11 protein-coding genes and 1 pseudogene are annotated in these 18952 nt (G+C 70.3%); 7 read left to right on the top strand and 5 right to left on the bottom strand.

Going from position 1 to position 18952, the window contains the following annotated elements; translation table 11 throughout:
• The first annotated feature begins 1 nt into the window (after position 1).
• From KUA19_RS19805 to polA, 4 genes are all read left to right on the top strand, one after another.
• The gene (locus KUA19_RS19805; protein WP_217397604.1) at positions 2–985 is read left to right on the top strand and encodes an amino acid ABC transporter permease; all 984 of its coding nucleotides are present in this window, start codon (positions 2–4) and stop codon (positions 983–985) included.
• A gap of 20 nt (positions 986–1005) precedes the next feature.
• A complete protein-coding gene (locus tag KUA19_RS19800) occupies positions 1006–1758 on the top strand; it encodes an amino acid ABC transporter ATP-binding protein (protein WP_217397967.1) in 753 nt (250 codons plus the stop codon).
• A 125-nt stretch (positions 1759–1883) separates the two neighbouring features.
• Positions 1884–2279: a PPOX class F420-dependent oxidoreductase gene (locus tag KUA19_RS19795; protein WP_217397603.1), complete on the top strand. Its 396-nt coding sequence runs from the start codon at positions 1884–1886 to the stop codon at positions 2277–2279.
• A 37-nt stretch (positions 2280–2316) separates the two neighbouring features.
• Positions 2317–4986: a DNA polymerase I gene (gene polA, locus KUA19_RS19790; RefSeq protein WP_217397601.1), complete on the top strand. Its 2670-nt coding sequence runs from the start codon at positions 2317–2319 to the stop codon at positions 4984–4986.
• Positions 4987–5324: 338 nt separating this feature from the next.
• On the opposite strand, the gene KUA19_RS19785 is transcribed toward polA, so the two are convergent.
• The 4 genes from KUA19_RS19785 to KUA19_RS19770 form a co-directional block, all read right to left on the bottom strand.
• Positions 5325–5828 carry a gluconokinase gene (locus KUA19_RS19785; protein ID WP_308167528.1) on the bottom strand — a complete coding sequence of 168 codons (504 nt, stop codon included), beginning with the start codon at positions 5826–5828 and terminating at the stop codon, positions 5325–5327.
• 313 nt (positions 5829–6141) lie between these two features.
• Positions 6142–7605, bottom strand: a complete 1464-nt coding sequence (locus KUA19_RS19780; RefSeq protein ID WP_308167526.1) for an amino acid permease — start codon at positions 7603–7605, stop codon at positions 6142–6144.
• Positions 7606–7723: 118 nt separating this feature from the next.
• Complete coding sequence (gene alaS / locus KUA19_RS19775; protein WP_217397599.1) at positions 7724–10405, bottom strand: alanine--tRNA ligase; 2682 nt, start codon at positions 10403–10405, stop codon at positions 7724–7726.
• Positions 10406–10556: 151 nt separating this feature from the next.
• Entirely contained in the window at positions 10557–11408 is an 852-nt protein-coding gene (locus KUA19_RS19770) for a class I SAM-dependent methyltransferase (protein WP_217397597.1), read from the bottom strand.
• Positions 11409–11957: 549 nt separating this feature from the next.
• Here KUA19_RS19770 and rpsA point away from each other — a divergent pair.
• Together rpsA and coaE are read left to right on the top strand one after the other, a co-directional pair.
• A complete protein-coding gene (rpsA, locus tag KUA19_RS19765; RefSeq protein ID WP_217397595.1) occupies positions 11958–13439 on the top strand; it encodes a 30S ribosomal protein S1 in 1482 nt (493 codons plus the stop codon).
• Positions 13440–13609: 170 nt separating this feature from the next.
• A pseudogene (gene coaE, locus KUA19_RS19760) lies at positions 13610–14179 on the top strand (dephospho-CoA kinase); the annotation flags it as partial.
• Positions 14180–14649: 470 nt separating this feature from the next.
• On the opposite strand, the gene KUA19_RS19755 reads toward coaE, so the two are convergent.
• The gene (locus KUA19_RS19755) at positions 14650–16290 is read right to left on the bottom strand and encodes a hypothetical protein (RefSeq protein ID WP_217397591.1); all 1641 of its coding nucleotides are present in this window, start codon (positions 16288–16290) and stop codon (positions 14650–14652) included.
• 462 nt (positions 16291–16752) lie between these two features.
• On the opposite strand from KUA19_RS19755, the gene uvrB reads away from it, so the two are divergent.
• Positions 16753–18891 (top strand): excinuclease ABC subunit UvrB, encoded by a 2139-nt coding sequence (gene uvrB, locus KUA19_RS19750; RefSeq protein WP_217397589.1) that lies wholly within the window; start codon positions 16753–16755, stop codon positions 18889–18891.
• The last annotated feature ends 61 nt before the right edge of the window (positions 18892–18952 follow it).

Here is an 18952-nt window from a genome sequence, read left to right as displayed (position 1 = left end):
CATGACCGCGCCCACGCCCTCGTCTTCGTCGGCCCCGCTGCCGGCCCCGCGCCCACCCGACCCCATCAAGGCGATCCCGGTCCGGCACCCCGGCCGGTGGGTGGCGATCGGGGTCATCGCCCTGATCGGGGCGATGTTCCTGCACATGCTGCTGACCAACAGCGCCTTCCAGTGGCAGTTCATGTTCCAGCACATGTTCACGCCACCGGTGCTGCGCGGCCTGTGGGGGACCGTGTCGATCACGGTCTGCTCGATGATCATCGGGGTGCTGCTGGGGATCCTGGTGGCGGTGGCGCGGCTGTCGGAGAACCCGATCCTGCGCGGCACCTCGTGGGCGTACACCTGGTTCTTCCGGGCGGTGCCGCGGCTGGTGCTGCTGGCGGTGCTGGGCAACCTGGGCATCCTGTGGCCGCGACTGGAGTTCGGCGTGCCGTTCGACCGGTGGATCGGGGCGCTGTTCGGCATCGAGAACGCCACCTGGCGGGTGGGCGGTATCGAGACCCGGGCGCTGCTCAGCGGCTTCGCCGTCGGCGTGCTGGGCCTGGCGCTGTCGGAGGCGGCGTACATGGCCGAGATCGTGCGCGCGGGCATGCTGTCGGTCGAGCCCGGCCAGCAGGAGGCGGCGACCGCGCTGGGCATGAGCCGGTTCCAGGCGCTGCGCCGAGTGGTGCTGCCGCAGGCGATGCGGGTGATCATCCCGCCGACCGGCAACGAGACGATCGCGATGCTCAAGGACACCTCGCTGCTCATCGTGGTCCCGGTGACCACGGAGCTGTTCTTCCAGCTCGACGCGATCGGCAAGCGCACCTTCCAGATCTTCCCGATGTACGTCGCGGCGATCCTGTGGTACCTGTTCCTGGTCAGCCTGCTGCTGGTCGGGCAGTACTTCCTCGAGCGCCACTTCGGGCGCGGCTACGGCCGCGCCGGGCAGGCCAAACTCAAGCTCAAGGGACTGGCCGCCGAGCACGGTGGGGAGCCGATGTGAGCCACGCCGCCGAGGAACCGATGGTGCGCACCGACAACGTGCACAAGGCGTTCGGGCACGTCGAGGTGTTGCGCGGCATCGACGTGACGGTGCCGCGCGGCACCGTCTGCGTCGTGCTGGGCCCGTCCGGCTCCGGCAAGTCGACGTTCCTGCGCTGCATCAACCACCTGGAGAAGATCGATTCGGGCCGGATCTGGGTCGACGGCAAGCTCGTCGGGTACGAGCAGCGCGGCGACAAGCTGTACGAGCTGCACGACAAGGCCGTCGCCGCGCAGCGGCGTGAGATCGGCATGGTGTTCCAGCGCTTCAACCTGTTCCCGCACATGTGCGCGCTGGAGAACGTGATGGAGGCGCCGACCACGGTCAAGGGCCGCGGCAAGGACGAGGCCATGCGCAAGGGTATGGAGCAGCTCAAGCGCGTCGGCCTGGCCGACAAGGCGGGCAACTACCCGGCGCAGCTGTCCGGCGGCCAGCAGCAGCGCGTCGCCATCGCCCGCGCCCTGGCCATGGACCCCAAACTGATGCTGTTCGACGAGCCCACCAGCGCCCTGGACCCCGAACTCGTCGGCGACGTCCTGGACGCGATGAAGGACCTGGCCCGCTCCGGCATGACCATGGTCGTCGTCACCCACGAGATCGGCTTCGCCCGCGAGGTCGGCGACCAGCTCATCTTCATGGACGGCGGCGTCGTGGTCGAATCCGGCCACCCCCGCGAGGTCCTCGCCAACCCCCAACACCCCCGCACCCGCGACTTCCTCTCCAAGGTCCTCTAGCCCCCGACCCCCCTCCCGCGGGTCGATCATGAACTTATGGCACGGTTCGACGGTGTGTCGTGGGCACAGCTTCCTGATCGACTCGCCGATGGGCGGGCGCGCGGCGGTTCGGTAGGGTGCCGGGTATGCCAACCGTCGCGGATCTGCCGTTCGGGAACTACCTGCTGCTCACCACGTTCCGTAGGGACGGGCGCGCGGTGCCGACGCCGGTGTGGGCGGTGCGCGACGGCGCCGAGATCGTGGTGTGGACCGTCTCCGACAGCGGCAAGGTCAAGCGGCTGCGGCGCAGCAGCAAGGTCACCATCAGCGACTGCGACGTACGCGGCAAGGTGACCGGCCCGACCATCGCGGCCCGCGCCCGGCTGATGGACGCGCAGGCCACCGCCGAGGTCCGCCAACTGCTGGTCAAGAAGTACGGGCTGCTGGGCCGGATCACCCTGTGGGGCAGCCGCGTCCGGCGGGGCCTGGACGGCACCGTCGGCGTCCGCATCACCGACCCGGCCACGCCCCGGACCCCGTAGCGCCGAACCCGTCGGAGGCAGGGCATAAGCTCGTCGGGTGACCGAGACCCTGCTGCTGCTCGACGGCCACTCGCTGGCGTACCGGGCCTTCTTCGCCCTGCCCGTGGAGAACTTCTCCACCAGCACGGGCCAGCCCACCAACGCGGTGTACGGCTTCACCTCGATGCTGATCAACGTGCTGCGCGACGAGCGGCCCACCCACATCGCCGTCGCCTTCGACGTGTCGCGCCAGTCGTTCCGCACCGAGCAGTACGCGGAGTACAAGGCGGGCCGGTCCGAGACCCCGACCGACTTCAAGGGCCAGGTCAGCCTGGTGCAGGAGGTGCTCGACGCGCTGCGCGTGCGCCACGTCGAGCTGCCCGGCTACGAGGCCGACGACATCATCGCCACCCTGGCCCGGCAGGGCCGCGAGGCCGGCATGCGGGTGCTCATCTGCACCGGTGACCGTGACGCGTTCCAGTTGGTCACCAAGGACGTGACCGTGCTGTACCCGAAGAAGGGCGTCTCGGACCTGGCCCGGATGGACCCGGCCGCGGTGACCGAGAAGTACGGCGTCGGCCCGGACCGCTACCGCGACCTGGCCGCCCTGGTCGGCGAGTCCAGCGACAACCTGCCCGGCGTGCCCGGCGTCGGCCCGAAGACCGCCGCCAAGTGGATCACGCAGTACGACGGCCTCGACGGCGTCATCGCCCACGTCGACGAGATCAAGGGCAAGGCGGGCGAGAGCCTGCGCGAGCACCTGGCCGGGGTCATGCGCAACCACCAGATCAACAAGCTGCGCGACGATCTGGACCTGCCGCTGCCGCTGGACGAGTCGCACTGGACCAGCTGGGACCGCGAGGCGGTGCACCAGGTGTTCGACACGCTCCAGTTCCGGGTGCTGCGCGACCGGCTGTACCAGTACCTCGACACCGCCGAGCCGGAGGCCGAGGCCGGATTCGACCTCGACGGCACGGTGCTGGAGGAGCCCGGCGCGCTCGCGGCCTGGCTGGAGGAGCACGGCCGTGGCACGGTCGGCGTCGCGGTCAGCGGCACGTTCGGGCGAGGCACCGGCAACCTGACCGGGCTGGCCCTGGCGGCCGAGCAGGCGGCGGCGTGGTGCGACCCGACCGGGCTGGACCCGGCCGACGACGCCGCGCTCGCGGCGTGGCTGGCCGACCCGCAGCGGCCCAAGGTGATCCACGACGCGAAACCGGCCATGCTCGCCTTCCAGGCCCGGGGCTGGACGGTGGGCGGGCTGGCCAGCGACACCGCGCTCGCGGCCTACCTGGCCCGGCCCGATCAGCGCTCCTACGACCTGGCCGACCTGGCGCTGCGCTATCTACACCGGGAGCTGCGCACCGAGACGCCCGCCGACAACGGCCAGCTGACCCTGGACTTCGGCGACGCGGCGCCCGACCGGGCCGCCGAGGAGGCGCTGATGCTGCGCGCCCGCGCCACGCTCGACCTGGTCGACGCGATCGGCGCGGAGCTCGGCCCCGACGGCGGCGAGCGCCTGCTGGCGGAGCTGGAGCTGCCGCTGGTGGACGTGCTCGGCGCGATGGAACGCACCGGCATCGCCGCCGACACCGAATACCTGTCGGAGCTGGAGGCGACGTTCGCGGCGGAGGTCAAGGCGGCCGCGCAGGCGGCGTACGCGGCGGTGGGACGCGAGTTCAACCTGGGCTCGCCCAAGCAGCTGCAGGAGATCCTGTTCGGCGAGCTGAACCTGCCCAAGACCAAGAAGATCAAGACGGGGTACACCACCGACGCCGACGCGCTGCAGTGGCTGTACCAGCAGACCGGCCATGCGGTGCTGGAGCACCTGCTGCGCCACCGCGACGTGGCCAAGCTCAAGTCGACCGTGGACGGCCTGCTCAAGTCGGTCAGCGACGACGGCCGCATCCACACCACGTTCTTCCAGACCGTGGCCGCGACCGGCCGCCTGTCCAGCACCGACCCGAACCTGCAGAACGTGCCGATCCGCACCGAGGAGGGCCGCCGTATCCGGCGCGCGTTCGTGGTCGGCTCCGGGTACGAGTCGCTGCTGACCGCCGACTACAGCCAGATCGAGATGCGGATCATGGCGCACCTGTCCGGCGACGCGGGGCTGATCGAGGCGTTCGCCTCCGGCGAGGACCTGCACACCACGGTCGCGTCGAAGGTTTTCGCCACCGAGGAGGTCAGCGCCGAGCAGCGCCGCCGCATCAAGGCGATGTCATACGGGCTGGCCTACGGCCTCTCGGCGTACGGCCTGTCGCAGCAGCTGGGCATCTCCACGGCCGAGGCGACCGGGCTGATGGAGGACTACTTCGCCCGCTTCGGCGGCGTACGCGACTACCTGCACGCCGTCGTCGACCAGGCCCGCAAGGACGGTTACACCGCCACCATCCTGGGGCGCCGCCGCTACCTGCCCGACCTGACCAGCGACAACCGGCAGCGGCGTGAGATGGCCGAGCGGATGGCGCTGAACGCCCCGATCCAGGGTTCGGCCGCCGACGTGATCAAGCTGGCGATGCTGCGGGTCGACAAGGCGCTCAAGGCCGAGGGCCTGGTCTCGCGGATGCTGCTGCAGGTGCACGACGAGCTGGTGTTCGAGGTCGCGCCCGGCGAGCGGGAGGTGCTGGAGGCGCTGGCGCGCCGCGAGATGGCGGGCGCTGTCGACCTCTCGGTGCCCCTGGAGGTCTCGGTCGGCTCCGGCCCCGACTGGAACGCCGCCGACCACTGACCCGCCCCGCCCCGCCCGCCCGCCCCGCCACCCGCCGGGCGGGGCGCCCCTTTCCCGTCGATCATGAACTTATGGCACGGTTCGACGGCGTGTCGCGGCCATAACTTCATGATCGATGCCGTGTTCCGGGGCCTGTGCACACGGGTTGGCCGCGGTTTCGGCAGTTTCGGGGAAACTGCAGCCAACGGAGGACCGGTTGCGGCGGTTTCCCTGAAAGCGCGGCATGCTTCCCCTGGCCGCGCCGGGTGTCTCTGACGGCGCCGAACTGCCGGGAGACTGAGCGATGGGCGACTCGGGCCTGCCCGGCAGGTGCGCCAGGCCGACCGGCTGGCGCGAGGTCAGCTGGTCAGGGCGGTGGCGGCGCGGTCGACCAGCTCGGCGGGGGACAGCGTGACCGGCAGGATGATCGGGTGCTCGTCCGGACCCGGCACCTCCAGGTCGGCCAGTTGCGAGTCCAGAAGCACCGGGTTGAAGAAGTGCCCGGCACGGTGGCTCAGGCGGGCGGTGAGCAGCCTGCGGTCGCCGTCGAGGTACACGGTGCGCAGGTCGGGCGCGCCGTCGCGGAGCAGGTCGCGGTAGCGGCGTTTGAGCGCCGAGCAGGCCAGCACGGCGGGCCTGCCGTCGCCCGTCTGGTCGGCCAGCCATTGGGCGCAGGCGCGCAGCCACGGTTCGCGGTCGGCGTCGGTGAGCGGGACGCCGTCGTGCATCTTCTGCCGGTTGGCGGCCGGGTGCAGGTCGTCGGCGTCCTGGAAGGCGGCGCCGAGCCGCAGCGCCAGGTTGGTGCCGATGGTGGTCTTGCCGCTGCCGGAGACTCCCATGACCAGTACAGGCGTGTCACTCACGCGCCTGAGACTAGCCCACAACCGCGCCGCAGCACCCCGTGCGACTCCGCCACGAACTCGGCCCGCTGTTGCTCGCTATCGCCCGCCGAGGCGTTATCGCCCGCCGTGGCGCGTTATCGCTCGCCGTTGCCCGCCGTTGCCCGCCGTTGCGCGCCGTTGCGCGCCGTCGCTCGCTGTCGCCCGCCGCGCATCGCGCTGATGATCGCCGTCTGTGGTCAGAACCTCGGCTGTAGGGCGAGATTCCGACCGCAGACGGCGATCATCGTGCGGAACAGAGCCGCGGGCGGCGATCCGCGCTGCCGCGCGCGGTGGGTCAGTCGTACGACGGGGTCGAGGAACGGGACAGGCGGCTGTGGCGGCGGCCGTACGGGAAGTACAGCGCCAGGCCCAGCACCATCCAGATCGCGAACCGGATCCACGTGTCGACGGGCAGGTTCAGCATCAGCCACAGGCAGGCCAGCACCGCCACGATCGGCAGGAACGGCACCCATGGCACGCGGAAGCTGCGGTGCAGGTCGGGTCGTGTCTTACGCAGGATCACGACGCCGACGGCGACCACCACGAACGCGAACAGCGTACCGATGCTGGTCAGTTCGGACAGCTTGGTCAGGTCGAGGAAGGCGGCCAGAATCGCGATGATCACGCTGGTCACGATGGTGATGATCCACGGCGTGCCGTAGCGCGGGTGTACCGCGGCCAGCTTCTCGGGCAGCAGCCGGTCACGGGACATGGCGAACAGCACCCGGGACTGGCCGAGCATCAGCACCAGCACCACGGTGGTGATGCCGCAGATGGCGCCGAGCGAGATGAGCTTGGCCGCCCAGTCCTGCCCGACCAGTTCGAACGCCAAGGCCAGCGGGGCGCCGGTGTCGAGCAGCTTGTAGTTGGCCATGCCGGTGATGACGAACGAGACGGCCGCGTACAGGATCGTGCAGATGATCAGGGAGCCGAGGATGCCTCGGGGCAGGTCGCGCTGCGGATTCTTGGTCTCCTCGGCGGTGGTGGCGACGATGTCGAAGCCGATGTACGCGAAGAACACGATCGAGGACGCGGCCAGGATTCCCCACAGCCCGAAGTGCTGTGGGGTGATGCCGAGCAGGAGCTGGATCAGGGGCGTGGCGCCGCCCTCCTCCACCTTCGCGGGCACCGCCGGCGGGATGTACGGCGAGTAGTTGGCGGCCTTGATGAAGAACGCGCCGAGCGCGATCACGAACAGCACCACGGCGATCTTGATGGCCACGAGCACGGCGGTGACCCGGCCGGAGATCTTCGCGCCGACCACGCCCAGCGCCGCGCAGACCGCCACGATGAAGATCGCGCCGAAGTCGGGGATGGCCTTGTCCCCGGCCAGCCAGTCCGGCAGGTTGAGCAGCGAGTGCAGGTAGCTCGACCAGCCACGGGCGACCACGGCGGCGCCCAGGCCCAGCTCCAGCGCCAGGTCCCAGCCGATGATCCAGGCGATGAACTCACCCAGCGTGGCGTAGGAGAACGTGTACGCCGATCCGGCCACCGGGACGGTGGAGGCGAACTCGGCGTAGCAGAGCGCGGCCAGCGCGCAGACGATCGCGGCGAGGATGAACGAGATCACGATCGCCGGGCCTGCATTGATCGCGGCCTGCTTGCCGGTGAGCACGAAGATGCCCGTGCCGATGATGACACCGATACCGAAGACGGTGAGATCGAAGACGGTCAGTTCCTTCTTGAGGCGGTGACCGGGTTCGTCCGTCTCGGCGATGGACTGCTCCACCGACTTCGTCCGAAATATGCTGTTGCTCACGTTTTGAGCGTACGCGCGTACGGACTCCCCGCTGGGCGTGATCGCTCAACTTGATCCGCTCAAAGAAGCAGGGGCGCCACCCCGCCGGGTGCCGCCCCTGCTAAAGGGAGTGTCAGGGTCAGCGCGACGCCGCGTGCTGGCCCACCGTGCGCTCGATCTCGCCGAGCGCCTCGGGGATCGCCGTCACGTTCGTGCCGCCGCCCTGGGCGACGTCGTCGCGGCCGCCGCCGCCACCACCGAGGATCTTCGCGGCGGTACGGACCAGCAGACCAGCCTTGATGCCCAGCTCGCGAGCGGACTCGTTGACCGCCACCACGACCACCGGGCGGTCGCCGGTGACGCCGCTGACCGCGACCACGGCCGGGCGCGCCGACAGCCGGTTGCGCACGTCCAGCGCCAGGGTGCGCAGGTCGTCGGCGTTGTCGGCCTCGGGCAAGTGCCGGACCACCACGGCGACGCCGTTGACGTCGGAGGCGCCGTCGGCGATCGCGCCGGCCGCCTGGAGCACCTGGGCGGCGCGCAGGCTCTGGATCTCCTTCTCGACCTCGCGCAGGCGGCTGACCATGCCCGCGACCCGGTCCGGCAGCTCCTCCGGGCGCACCTTCAGCGCGTCGGTGAGCTGCGCGACCAGGGCGTGCTCGCGGGCCAGGAACCGGTACGCGTCGGTGCCGACCAGCGCCTCGACGCGACGTACCCCCGAACCGATCGACGCGGCGCTCAGCAGCTTGATCACGCCGAGCTGGCCGGAGCGGTTGGCGTGCGTGCCGCCGCACAGCTCGCGCGAGTAGTCGCCGACGGTGACCACGCGGACCTGCTCGCCGTACTTCTCGCCGAACATGGCCACGGCGCCGATCTCGCGCGCCTGCTTGATCGGCATGACCTCGGCGTGCACCTCCAGGTCGGCGATCAGCACCTCGTTGATGCGCTGCTCGACGTCGTGCAGCACCGACGGGGCCACCGCGCCCGGGGTGGTGAAGTCGAACCGGAACCGGCCGGGGCCGTTCTCCGAACCGGCCTGCGCGGCCGACTCGCCCAGCGCGTCGCGGAACGCCTTGTGCACCAGGTGGGTGGCGGTGTGCGAGCGGGAGATGGCGCGGCGGCGCTCCAGGTCGATCTGCGCCTGCACGTCGGCGCCCAGCGCGACCTCGCCGCTGATGACCCGGCCGCGGTGTACGACCAGGCCGTCGATCGGGGTCTGCACGTCGTCGACGTGGATCACCGCGCCGCCGCCGAGCTCGATGATGCCCTGGTCGGCGAGCTGGCCGCCGCCCTCGGCGTAGAACGGGGTGCGGTCCAGGATGATCTCGATCTCCTGGCCCTCGTACGCGGCCTTGGCGGGGCTGCCTGCGACCAGCAGGCCGCGGACGCTGCCCTCGGCCGAGGTCTGCGTGTAGCCGAGGAAGTCCGAGCGGCCCGAGCTGTTGAGCACCTCGCGGTACGCCGAGACGTCGACGTGGCCGGTCTTCTTGGCCTTAGCGTCGGCCTTGGCCCGGTCGCGCTGCTCCTTCATCAGGCGGCGGAAGCCGTCCTCGTCCACGGCCAGGCCCTGCTCGGCCGCCATCTCGAGGGTGACGTCGATCGGGAAGCCGTACGTGTCGTGCAGCTGGAACGCCTGGTCGCCGGAGATGGCGTTGACGCCCTTGGCCTTCGTCTCGGCCGCGGCCAGGTCGAAGATCGAGGTGCCGGACTTCAGCGTCTGCAGGAACGCCGCCTCCTCGGCCACCGCGATGGTGTCGATGCGCTTGCGGTCGGTCTCCAGCTCCGGGTACTGCGGGCCCATGATGCCGATGGTCTTGCCGACCAGCTCGTGCATGGTGGGCTGGTGCGCGCCGAGGATGCGCAGGTTGCGGATGGCGCGGCGCAGGATGCGGCGCAGCACGTAGCCGCGGCCCTCGTTGCTGGGCACGACGCCGTCGGCGATGAGCATGGTCGCGGTACGGACGTGGTCGGCGACCACGCGCAGCGAGATGTCGCTCTTGTGGTCGGCGCCGTACTTGCTGCCCGACAGCTGCGCGGCGAGGTCCAGGATCGGACGGGTGGTGTCGATCTCGTACAGGTTGTCGACGCCCTGCAGCAGCGTGGCCAGCCGCTCCAGACCCAGGCCGGTGTCGATGTTCTTGCTGGGCAGGTCCCCGACGATCGGGTAGCCCTCCTTGGAGGACCCCTCACCCCGGATGTTCTGCATGAACACCAGGTTCCAGATCTCCAGGTACCGATCGCCGGCGGTGTCCTTGAGCGGGCCGCCCTCCGGGCCGAACGACGGGCCGCGGTCGTAGTTGATCTCAGAGCAGGGGCCGCACGGGCCGGGCACGCCCATCGACCAGAAGTTCGCCGCCATGCCGAGGCGCTGGATGCGCTCCTTGGGCACGCCGACCTGCTTGTGCCAGATGTCCTCGGCCTCGTCGTCGTCGAGGTACACCGTGATCCACAGGCGGTCGGGGTCCAGGCCGTAGCCGCCGTCGGCGGTGGAGCTGGTCAGCAGCTCCCACGCCATCGGGATGGCCTTCTCCTTGAAGTAGTCACCGAAGGAGAAGTTGCCGCACATCTGGAAGAACGAGTTGTGCCGGGTGGTCTTGCCGACCTCTTCGATGTCGGTGGTCCGCACGCACTTCTGCACGCTGGTCGCCCGGGGCCAGGGCGCCGGGATCTCGCCCAGGAAGTAGGGCTTGAACGGCGCCATACCGGCGTTGATCAGCAACAGGGTGGGATCGTCGGCGATGAGTGACGCCGACTCGACCACCTGGTGGCCACGCTGCTCGAAGTAGCTGAGCCAACGCTTGCGGATCTCTGCCGATAGCATGGAAACGGCCTTCCGATCGTCAGGTACGAATATGGCGAGGTGGGCAAACACCCCGTGCGATGCAACTTGCCATGCTACCGCCGGGCCTATTACCCCCCGCGAACCGACACCGTCCCCGGACCCGCCCCGACCACCCGTCCCGACGCGCGGTTCAGGGGCGGTGTGCCACGAACACGGCAGTGCCGGGGATCAGGCGACCGCGCAGCGGGCTCCAGCCGCCCCACACCTGGTCGTTGTGCTCTGGCCACTCCGGCTCGACCAGGTCGTCGAGCACCAACCCGGCCCCGGCCAGCAGGCGCACCCAGTCCCCGACGGTGCGGTGGTGCTCGACGTACGTCGGCACGCCCCCCTCGTCCTCCTCGACGTAGGCGCGCCGGTCCCAGTACGGATGCACCGCCACCAGCCCCGACTCGCTCGGGTCGTCGAGGAACGACCAACGCAGCGGATGGGTCACCGAGAAGGCCAGCCGCCCACCGGGGCGCAGCACCCGGACGGTCTCGCGCAGCACCGACGCCGCGTCGGCGACGAACGGCAGCGCGCCGTACGACGAGCAGACCAGGTCGAACGAGGCGTCCGCGAACGGCAGCGCCTGCGCGTCGGCCTGCACCACGGGCAGCGCCACGCCGGTCCGCTCGTCGAGGCGACGGGAGTGGTGCAGCTGCCGCCCGGACAGCTCCAGGCCCACGACGTACGCCCCCTGGGCGGTCAGCCAGCGGCCGCACTGCCCGGCGCCGCACCCGAGCTCCAGCACTCGCTCGCCCTTGACCTCGCCCAGCAGCCCGGCGTCGGCCTCGTCCAGGCCCTCCGGTCCCCACACGAACCGGGACCCGCCCAGGAAGGCGCCGTGCTCTGCCTGGTACGCGTCGGCGGCGCCGTCCCACCAGCGCAGATTGGCCCGTACGCTCTCGCGCCGCGACGCGGGACGCCGCGACACCTGCGCGGTGTCGTCGGGGTAGTCGGGCTCGTGCTCAGTCGACTCGTCGACGAAGTGATCAGACGTCACCGGGTGATTGTCACCGACTCCGGGCCGCGCCGTGCTCGGGCCGCCCCGCCACTCGCCGGATCGCGGCACCACGGCCGACGCGGAGTTCTCCGACTATGCGCGGTTTCGGGGAAACCGCGGCGATCCGGTCCGGAATTCGTGTGGTTTCCCGGAAACCGCAGACTCGCCGTGGCGCCGTGTGGTGCGGCCCGACGCGGCCTGGCGCGGCCTGGTGTGGCCTGGCGTGGGCGGATGTGGGGCACGGCGCGGTGTGCGAACGGGTGTGACGCAGGTGACAATCTGCCCGCAATCCCTACGGAGCCCCGCGAATCAGGAAGAGGGGAGCGTCACGGGAGGGGTGGGGTTGCGTCGTGTGGTAATGGGCACGGTAAGCTGTTCGATGCACTCGCACGTCCGCGGTTCTCGGCATGGAGCAGACCCGCTGTCGCGACGGACGCCCGGTTCCCGGACACCCGGAGCCCCGGACGTCCGCAGCGTAGACGAGCGGGCGCGGCAGTGGAACCACCACTGGGTCACACTGAACATCCATCCGACGGAGCAACAGTCCACATGACGAGCAGCATCGAGGCCACCTCGAGCGCCAACAAGGTCACCTTCGACGATCTCGGCTCGGACGAGGCCTTCCTCGCCGCGATCGACGAGACCATCAAGTACTTCAACGACGGCGACATTGTCGAAGGCACCGTCGTCAAGGTCGACCGGGACGAGGTCCTGCTCGACATCGGCTACAAGACCGAGGGCGTCATCCCCTCGCGTGAGTTGTCGATCAAGCACGATGTGGACCCTGCTGAGGTCGTCACCGTCGGTGATCACATCGAGGCCCTGGTCCTCCAGAAGGAGGACAAGGAGGGGCGTCTGATCCTCTCCAAGAAGCGCGCGCAGTACGAGCGGGCGTGGGGCACCATCGAGAAGATCAAGGAAGACGACGGCGTCGTTCGTGGCTCTGTCATCGAGGTCGTCAAGGGTGGTCTCATCCTGGACATCGGCCTGCGGGGCTTCCTGCCGGCCTCGCTCGTCGAGATGCGCCGCGTTCGTGACCTGCAGCCGTACGTCGGCCGCGAGCTCGAGGCGAAGATCATCGAGCTGGACAAGAACCGCAACAACGTGGTGCTGTCGCGTCGCGCCTACCTCGAGCAGACCCAGTCCGAGGTGCGCACCGAGTTCCTGAACAAGCTGCAGAAGGGCCAGGTCCGCAAGGGCGTCGTGTCCTCGATCGTCAACTTCGGCGCGTTCGTGGACCTCGGCGGCGTGGACGGTCTGGTGCACGTCTCCGAGCTGTCGTGGAAGCACATCGACCACCCGTCCGAGGTCGTCGAGGTCGGCACCGAGGTCGAGGTCGAGGTTCTCGACGTGGACCTGGACCGCGAGCGCGTCTCCCTGTCGCTCAAGGCGACGCAGGAGGACCCGTGGCGTCAGTTCGCCCGCACCCACGCGATCACGCAGATCGTGCCGGGTAAGGTCACCAAGCTCGTTCCGTTCGGTGCGTTCGTGCGCGTCGAGGACGGCATCGAGGGTCTGGTCCACATCTCCGAGCTGGCCGAGCGCCACGTGGAGATCCCGGAGCAGGTCGTGCAGGTGGGCTCGGACGTCATGGTCAAGGTCATCGACATCGACCTCGAGCGTCGTCGCATCTCGCTGTCGCTGAAGCAGGCCAACGAGGGCTTCGTCGAGGGCGAGGAGCACTTCGACCCGACGCTGTACGGCATGGCCGCCACGTACGACAACGAGGGCAACTACATCTACCCGGACGGCTTCGACCCGGAGACGGGCGAGTGGCTCGAGGGCTTCGAGAAGCAGCGCGAGCAGTGGGAGCAGCAGTACGCTGACGCCCGTGCCCGCTGGGAGGCGCACACCAAGCAGGTCCAGACCTCCCGCGCGGCCGACGCCGCCGCGGCGAGCGAGGTTCCGAGCGGCAACGTCTCCACCTCGACCCCGGTCCCGGCCAAGGCGGCGGAGGAGCCCAGCGGCACCCTCGCCACCGACGAGGCCCTGGCCGCCCTGCGCGAGAAGCTCGCCGGCGGCAAGGCCTGAGGTAGGCAGTAGCGAAAAGGCCGGTGGCCCCCGACTCCACGGAGTCGGGGGCCACCGGCCTTTTCCGCGAGTCGATAGCTGAGTTGCCGGGCAATCGGGTCGATGACCGGCCATGATTCGCCCAGTTGCCCGGCAGGGCGGGTGCTCTTGGGACGTGCGACCATGGGCGCGTGCGATGGGTGGGACTGACCGGGGGTATCGGCTCCGGTAAGAGCGCGGTGGCGGCGCGGCTGGCCGAACTGGGTGCCGTGGTGATCGACTCGGATCGGCTCGCCCGGGAGGTGGTCGCGCCCGGTACCGATGGGCTGGCCGAGGTGGTGGCGCGGTTCGGGGCGGGAGTGCTGGCCGCCGACGGGTCCCTGGACCGACCCGCGCTCGGGAAACTGGTCTTCGGTGACGACGAGGCCCGGCGGGACCTGGAGGCGATCATCCACCCGCGGGTACGGCACCGGACCGCGGAGCTGGCCGGGGCCGCACCGGAGGGGGCGGTGGTCGTCAACGACGTACCGCTGCTGGTCGAGGCGGGGCTGGCGGGCAACTACGAGCTGGTGATCGTGGTATTCGCCGACGAGGCGACCCGGATCGCCCGGCTGGTGCGGGACCGGGGGATGGCTGAGGCGGACGCGGTCGCCCGGATCGCCGCTCAGGCGACCGACGAGCAGCGGCGCGCGGTGGCCGACATCGCGATCGTCAACGAGGGCGGTCTTGACGACCTGCGTACCGCAGTCGACGAGATCTGGCCGCGCCTGCGGAACTGACCCGCGCCCCCCGGCCATGACATCCCGCCATCGCCGACTTGGCGGCGGGCCGGTAGTCGGCGGCGGACCGGTAACGGCAGGCGGGCGGACCGGTGGCGGCGGGCGGACCGGTGGCGGCGGGCGGACCGGTGGCGGCGGGCGGCGATGATCGCTGTCTTAGGTCACTTTCTCGGCTAGAAGCCGCCCTTTTGACCGCTGGCCGCGATCATCGACGGAAATGGCCTCCAAGATCCCTGCTGTCGGTCAATCCCTGCACGACTCACACGCCGAAACCCGGAGTCCGTCCGCAAACGCCGATCACGCGCGGCGCCCGGCGCCGAAGATCGCGATCTCCGGTCAAAACCCTACGCACAGCTCCCGCATGGTCCGGCAACCCACGGCAGGAACGTTAAGAAGGGCACCTTCTACCTCGCAAAGCGATAAGAAGGTGCCCTTCCTTACCCCCGGAGGGGTCAGTTGACGCGGAGGGGAATGGTGGGTGGGGCCTCGCTGAGGTCGAGGTCCAGCTGGGCGAACCCGCCCGTGGCGGTACGCAGCTCCAGCCGCTGCAGCACCCCCGAGTTGTCGACCCAGTACCGCATCCGGGCCATCCCGGCGGGCACGTTCACCTCGACCGCGGTGGGCAGCTCGAACACCCCTACCGGCACCCCGCGCAGCACGTCGACCCGCAGGCGACGGCCGTGGTCGCGGATGTGGTCGGCGTCGTCGGGGGTTCCGCTGGCCAGCGACATGGCCTCGTGGATCAGGTAGTCCAGGTCGGTGATCTCGGCCTTGGTGCCGAGGTCGGCCCACTCGGCGCGGTCCCAGTCGCCGTTGGGGGCGGGCAGCGGCGGCACCTCGGTGGCCTTCTGCCCGGTCTTGCGGGTGGCCACGCCGAGCCGGTCGGCGTGCACGAGCACGTCGTAGTCGGTGTCGTCGGAGTCGTGTACGGCCAGGTAGGTCAGGTGTCGCTGCCAGTCGAGCCAGCCCGAGCCCAGCCGCAGCGTGCCGGGTAGCACCGGCATGGTCAGCGTGACCTTGCCGCCGCGGGCGCGCAGGTTGCGCTGGCGCAGCCGGGACAGCATCTCGGCTTCCTTCTCGGTGATCTTCGAGGGGTTGTTCGGCTGTCCGCCCAGCACCGCGGTGCGGGTGAACTCCTGCTGCTGGTCGCGCAGCAGGTCCACGGTGGCGGGCAGGCCGGTGGCCAGCACCGTCTCCAGCCGGCGCAGGGCGCCCTTGTCGTCGAGCCAGTAGCCGACCGCGCCGCCGTGCGCCTCCAGCGAGTCCGGCGCGAACGACGGCTCGGGGCTGGCGGTCGGCGCGGCGGACGCGGTCAGGTTCGCCGGGTCCAGCTCCCCCTCCTCGGGGTCGGCGGCGGCCGGGTCGGCGGCGGAGGTGCCCGAGGCGGTCGGCGAGGTGGCCGACGGCGAGGCGGCCGCCGGGGCCGTCTGCGGCGGCAGCGCCGGGCCGAGCAGCACGTCGACCGGGGTGCCCTCGAACGCGTCGTGGCGCACCCATTCGTTCTTCAGCGCGCCGAGCAGGTCGGCCGGGTCCTTGTCGGGCCGGGCGAGCAGGAACAGGAACGACACCAGGTTGTCCAGCGGCCGCTGCTCGTCCCCGCCGAGCTGGATCGGGCGCACTCGCCAGCCGTCCTCCGGTGGGTCAGTCGGGGGCATGCCGGGGGCCGCGGTGTCGGTGCCGGACTCGGCACGGCCGGACTCCGGGGCGGCCGAGGCCGACACAGGGGCGACCGAGCCGGTGCGTACCGCGAGCACGCCTGGCATCGCCTGGACCAGGGCGGTCTGGTTGCCGGGGTCGGTGACCGACAGGTACACGAGCTCGCGGCTCCAATCGATCCAGCCCGCGACCTTGGTCTTGCGTCCGGTCGGGCCGACGGTGCCGCGCAGGCCGACGCGGCCGTCCTCGTAGTTGCGCGCCCGCATCCCGGCCAGGCGCTTGAGCTCGCCCGCCTCGAGTGGCCGGGTGCTCTGGGTGGCCGGTTTCTTGGCACTGCAGGAGGCCAGGCCGGTGCTCAGCCCGGCGGCCAGGCCGAGCACGAGCCCGGCGGAGGCGATGATGTTGACGACGCGGCGGCGGCCGGAGGTGACACCCACGGCAGGTGCAACGTGCCGAGCGCGTACGAGGTGACGTTCGGCGGGTGTGTGGAGAAGACTGCCCTGGATACGGGTCAGACCGTTCGCGGCGGCCGGTCGGCGCACACTTCGTGCGCGACCGCAGCGGTGCGCTCAGCGATCCTGCGGTGGGGCGGATCGGGGCTGCTACCGGTGCGCCGAGGGTTACAACCGGCCGGTGTGGAGGTCCGGTCTCCCCGGTACGGCCGCCGCGAGCGGCCTACCCCATGACGTTATCCCCGTGATAGATGACACACAATCGCAATATTGGAGCCGGTCACTCACTAAGGGTCACCCGTTGTCTGCCGTACGCGACGGGTGTCGGAAGTTGGCTGGCCACGCCCGGTGGCATGATCGCCGCAGCGTGGCACCCTGATTGGTTGCCCCCGCGTGATCAGCGTCACCTTGCGTGGCATGTCGGAGGTTGAGCGTAGGTTTGGCGGCATGAGCGACCGGATCCCGCGCCTGGATGGCACGTTTCAGGTAATCAGCGAGTTCACGCCGGGAGGCGACCAGCCCGCGGCGATCGAGGATTTGGCCAAGCGGGTGCGCCGCGGGGACCGGCACACGGTGCTGCTCGGCGCGACCGGCACCGGCAAGTCGGCGACCACGGCCTGGCTGATCGAGCGGCTGCAGCGGCCCGCGCTGGTGCTCGCGCCGAACAAGACCCTGGCCGCGCAATTGGCCAAGGAGTTCCGCGAGCTGATGCCCAACAACGCGGTGGAGTACTTCGTCAGCTACTACGACTACTTCCAGCCCGAGGCGTACATCCCGCAGACCGACACCTACATCGAGAAGGACTCCTCGATCAACGAGGAGGTTGAGCGGCTGCGCCACTCGGCCACGATGTCGCTGCTGACCCGCCGGGACACGATCGTGGTGGCGACCGTCAGCGCCATCTACGGCCTGGGCACCCCGCAGGAGTACCTGGAGCGGGCGGTCAAGGTCCGGGTGGGCGAGGAGCTGGACCGCGACAAGCTGCTGCGGCGCCTGGTCGACATCCAGTACGCGCGCAACGACATCGCGTTCAACCGGGGCACGTTCCGGGTGCGCGGCGACACGCTGGAGATCATCCCGGCGTACGAGGAGCTGGCGCTGCGGATCGAGTTCTTCGGCGACGAGATCGAGCGCCTGTCCTACCTGCACCCGCTGACCGGTGACGTGGTGCGCGACGTCGACCAGATGCTGATCTTCCCGGCGACGCACTACGCGGCGGGCCCGGAGCGGATGGAGCGGGCGATCGCGGGCATCGAGGCCGAGCTGGAGGCGCGCCTGGCCGAGCTCGACCGGCAGAACAAGCTGCTGGAGGCGCAGCGCCTGCGCATGCGCACCACCTACGACCTGGAGATGATGCGCCAGGTCGGCTTCTGCAACGGCATCGAGAACTACTCGATGCACATCGACGGCCGCGAGCCGGGCAGCCCACCGCACTGCCTGCTGGACTACTTCCCCGACGACTTCGTCACCGTGATCGACGAGTCCCACGTGACCATTCCGCAGATCGGCGGCATGTACGAGGGCGACGCCTCGCGTAAGCGGGTGCTGGTCGAGCACGGGTTCCGGCTGCCCAGCGCCCAGGACAACCGCCCGCTGCGCTTCGACGAGTTCCTCGAGCGCGTGGGGCAGATGGTGTTCCTGTCGGCCACCCCCGGCCCGTGGGAGCTGAAGCAGTCCGGTGGCGAGTTCGTGGAGCAGGTCATCCGCCCGACCGGCCTGGTCGACCCGCAGGTGGTGGTGAAGCCGACCAAGGGCCAGATCGACGACCTGATGCATGAGATCCGGCTGCGCACCGAGCGCGACGAGCGGGTGCTGGTCACCACGCTGACCAAGAAGATGGCCGAGGACCTGACCGACTACCTGCTGGAGAACGGCATCCGGGTGCGCTACCTGCACTCGGAGGTCGACACGCTGCGCCGGGTCGAGCTGCTCAAGGAGCTGCGCATCGGCGAGTACGACGTGCTGGTCGGCATCAACCTGCTGCGCGAGGGCCTGGACCTGCCGGAGGTTTCGCTGGTGGCGATCCTCGACGCGGACAAGGAGGGCTTCCTGCGCAGCGGCACCTCGCTCATCCAGACCATCGGCCGCGCGGCGCGAAACGTCTCCGGCGAGGTCCACATGTACGCCGACAAGATCACCCCGTCGATGGCGGCGGCGATCGACGAGACCGACCGGCGCCGGGCCAAGCAGGTGGCGTACAACGAGGCCAACGGGGTCGACCCGCAGCCGCTGCGCAAGAAGATCCACGACATCCTGGACGACATCTACCGCGAGGCCGAGGACAGCGAGCTGGCGCTGGCCGGTGCGGGGCAGCTGATCGGCGGCTCCGGTCGGCAGATGTCGCGGGGCAAGGCACCGGTGCCGGGCACCAAGTCCAAGGGCCGGGGCGGTGCTTCCGAGCGGCGCGGCACCGTGGTCGCCGAGAGCGCGGGCATGGCGCGCGCGGAGCTGGTCAAGCTGGTCGGCGAGCTGACCGATCAGATGCTGGCCGCCGCCGGTGAGCTGCAGTTCGAGCTCGCCGCCCGGATCCGCGACGAGATCCACGAGCTGAAGAAGGAACTGCGCCAGATGGACGCCGCGGCCTGATCCGCGACTGCCGCCGCGCGCCGCGATGGGCGGGGCGCGGCGCCCGCTGTCGGGCCTGTCG

Origin of the sequence: Catellatospora tritici (assembly GCF_019083965.1) — a bacterium.
Taxonomy (GTDB): Bacteria; Actinomycetota; Actinomycetes; order Mycobacteriales; family Micromonosporaceae; genus Catellatospora; species Catellatospora tritici.
This window is presented reverse-complemented; position numbering and strand designations above follow the sequence as displayed.

Coding starts and splice junctions, on each gene's coding strand:
- KUA19_RS19805 (WP_217397604.1), top strand. CDS start 2: ATGACCGCGCCCACGCCCTCGTCTTCGTCGGCCCCGCTGCCGGCCCCG.
- KUA19_RS19800 (WP_217397967.1), top strand. CDS start 1,006: ATGGTGCGCACCGACAACGTGCACAAGGCGTTCGGGCACGTCGAGGTG.
- KUA19_RS19795 (WP_217397603.1), top strand. CDS start 1,884: ATGCCAACCGTCGCGGATCTGCCGTTCGGGAACTACCTGCTGCTCACC.
- alaS (WP_217397599.1), bottom strand. CDS start 10,405: ATGCTATCGGCAGAGATCCGCAAGCGTTGGCTCAGCTACTTCGAGCAG.
- rpsA (WP_217397595.1), top strand. CDS start 11,958: ATGACGAGCAGCATCGAGGCCACCTCGAGCGCCAACAAGGTCACCTTC.
- uvrB (WP_217397589.1), top strand. CDS start 16,753: ATGAGCGACCGGATCCCGCGCCTGGATGGCACGTTTCAGGTAATCAGC.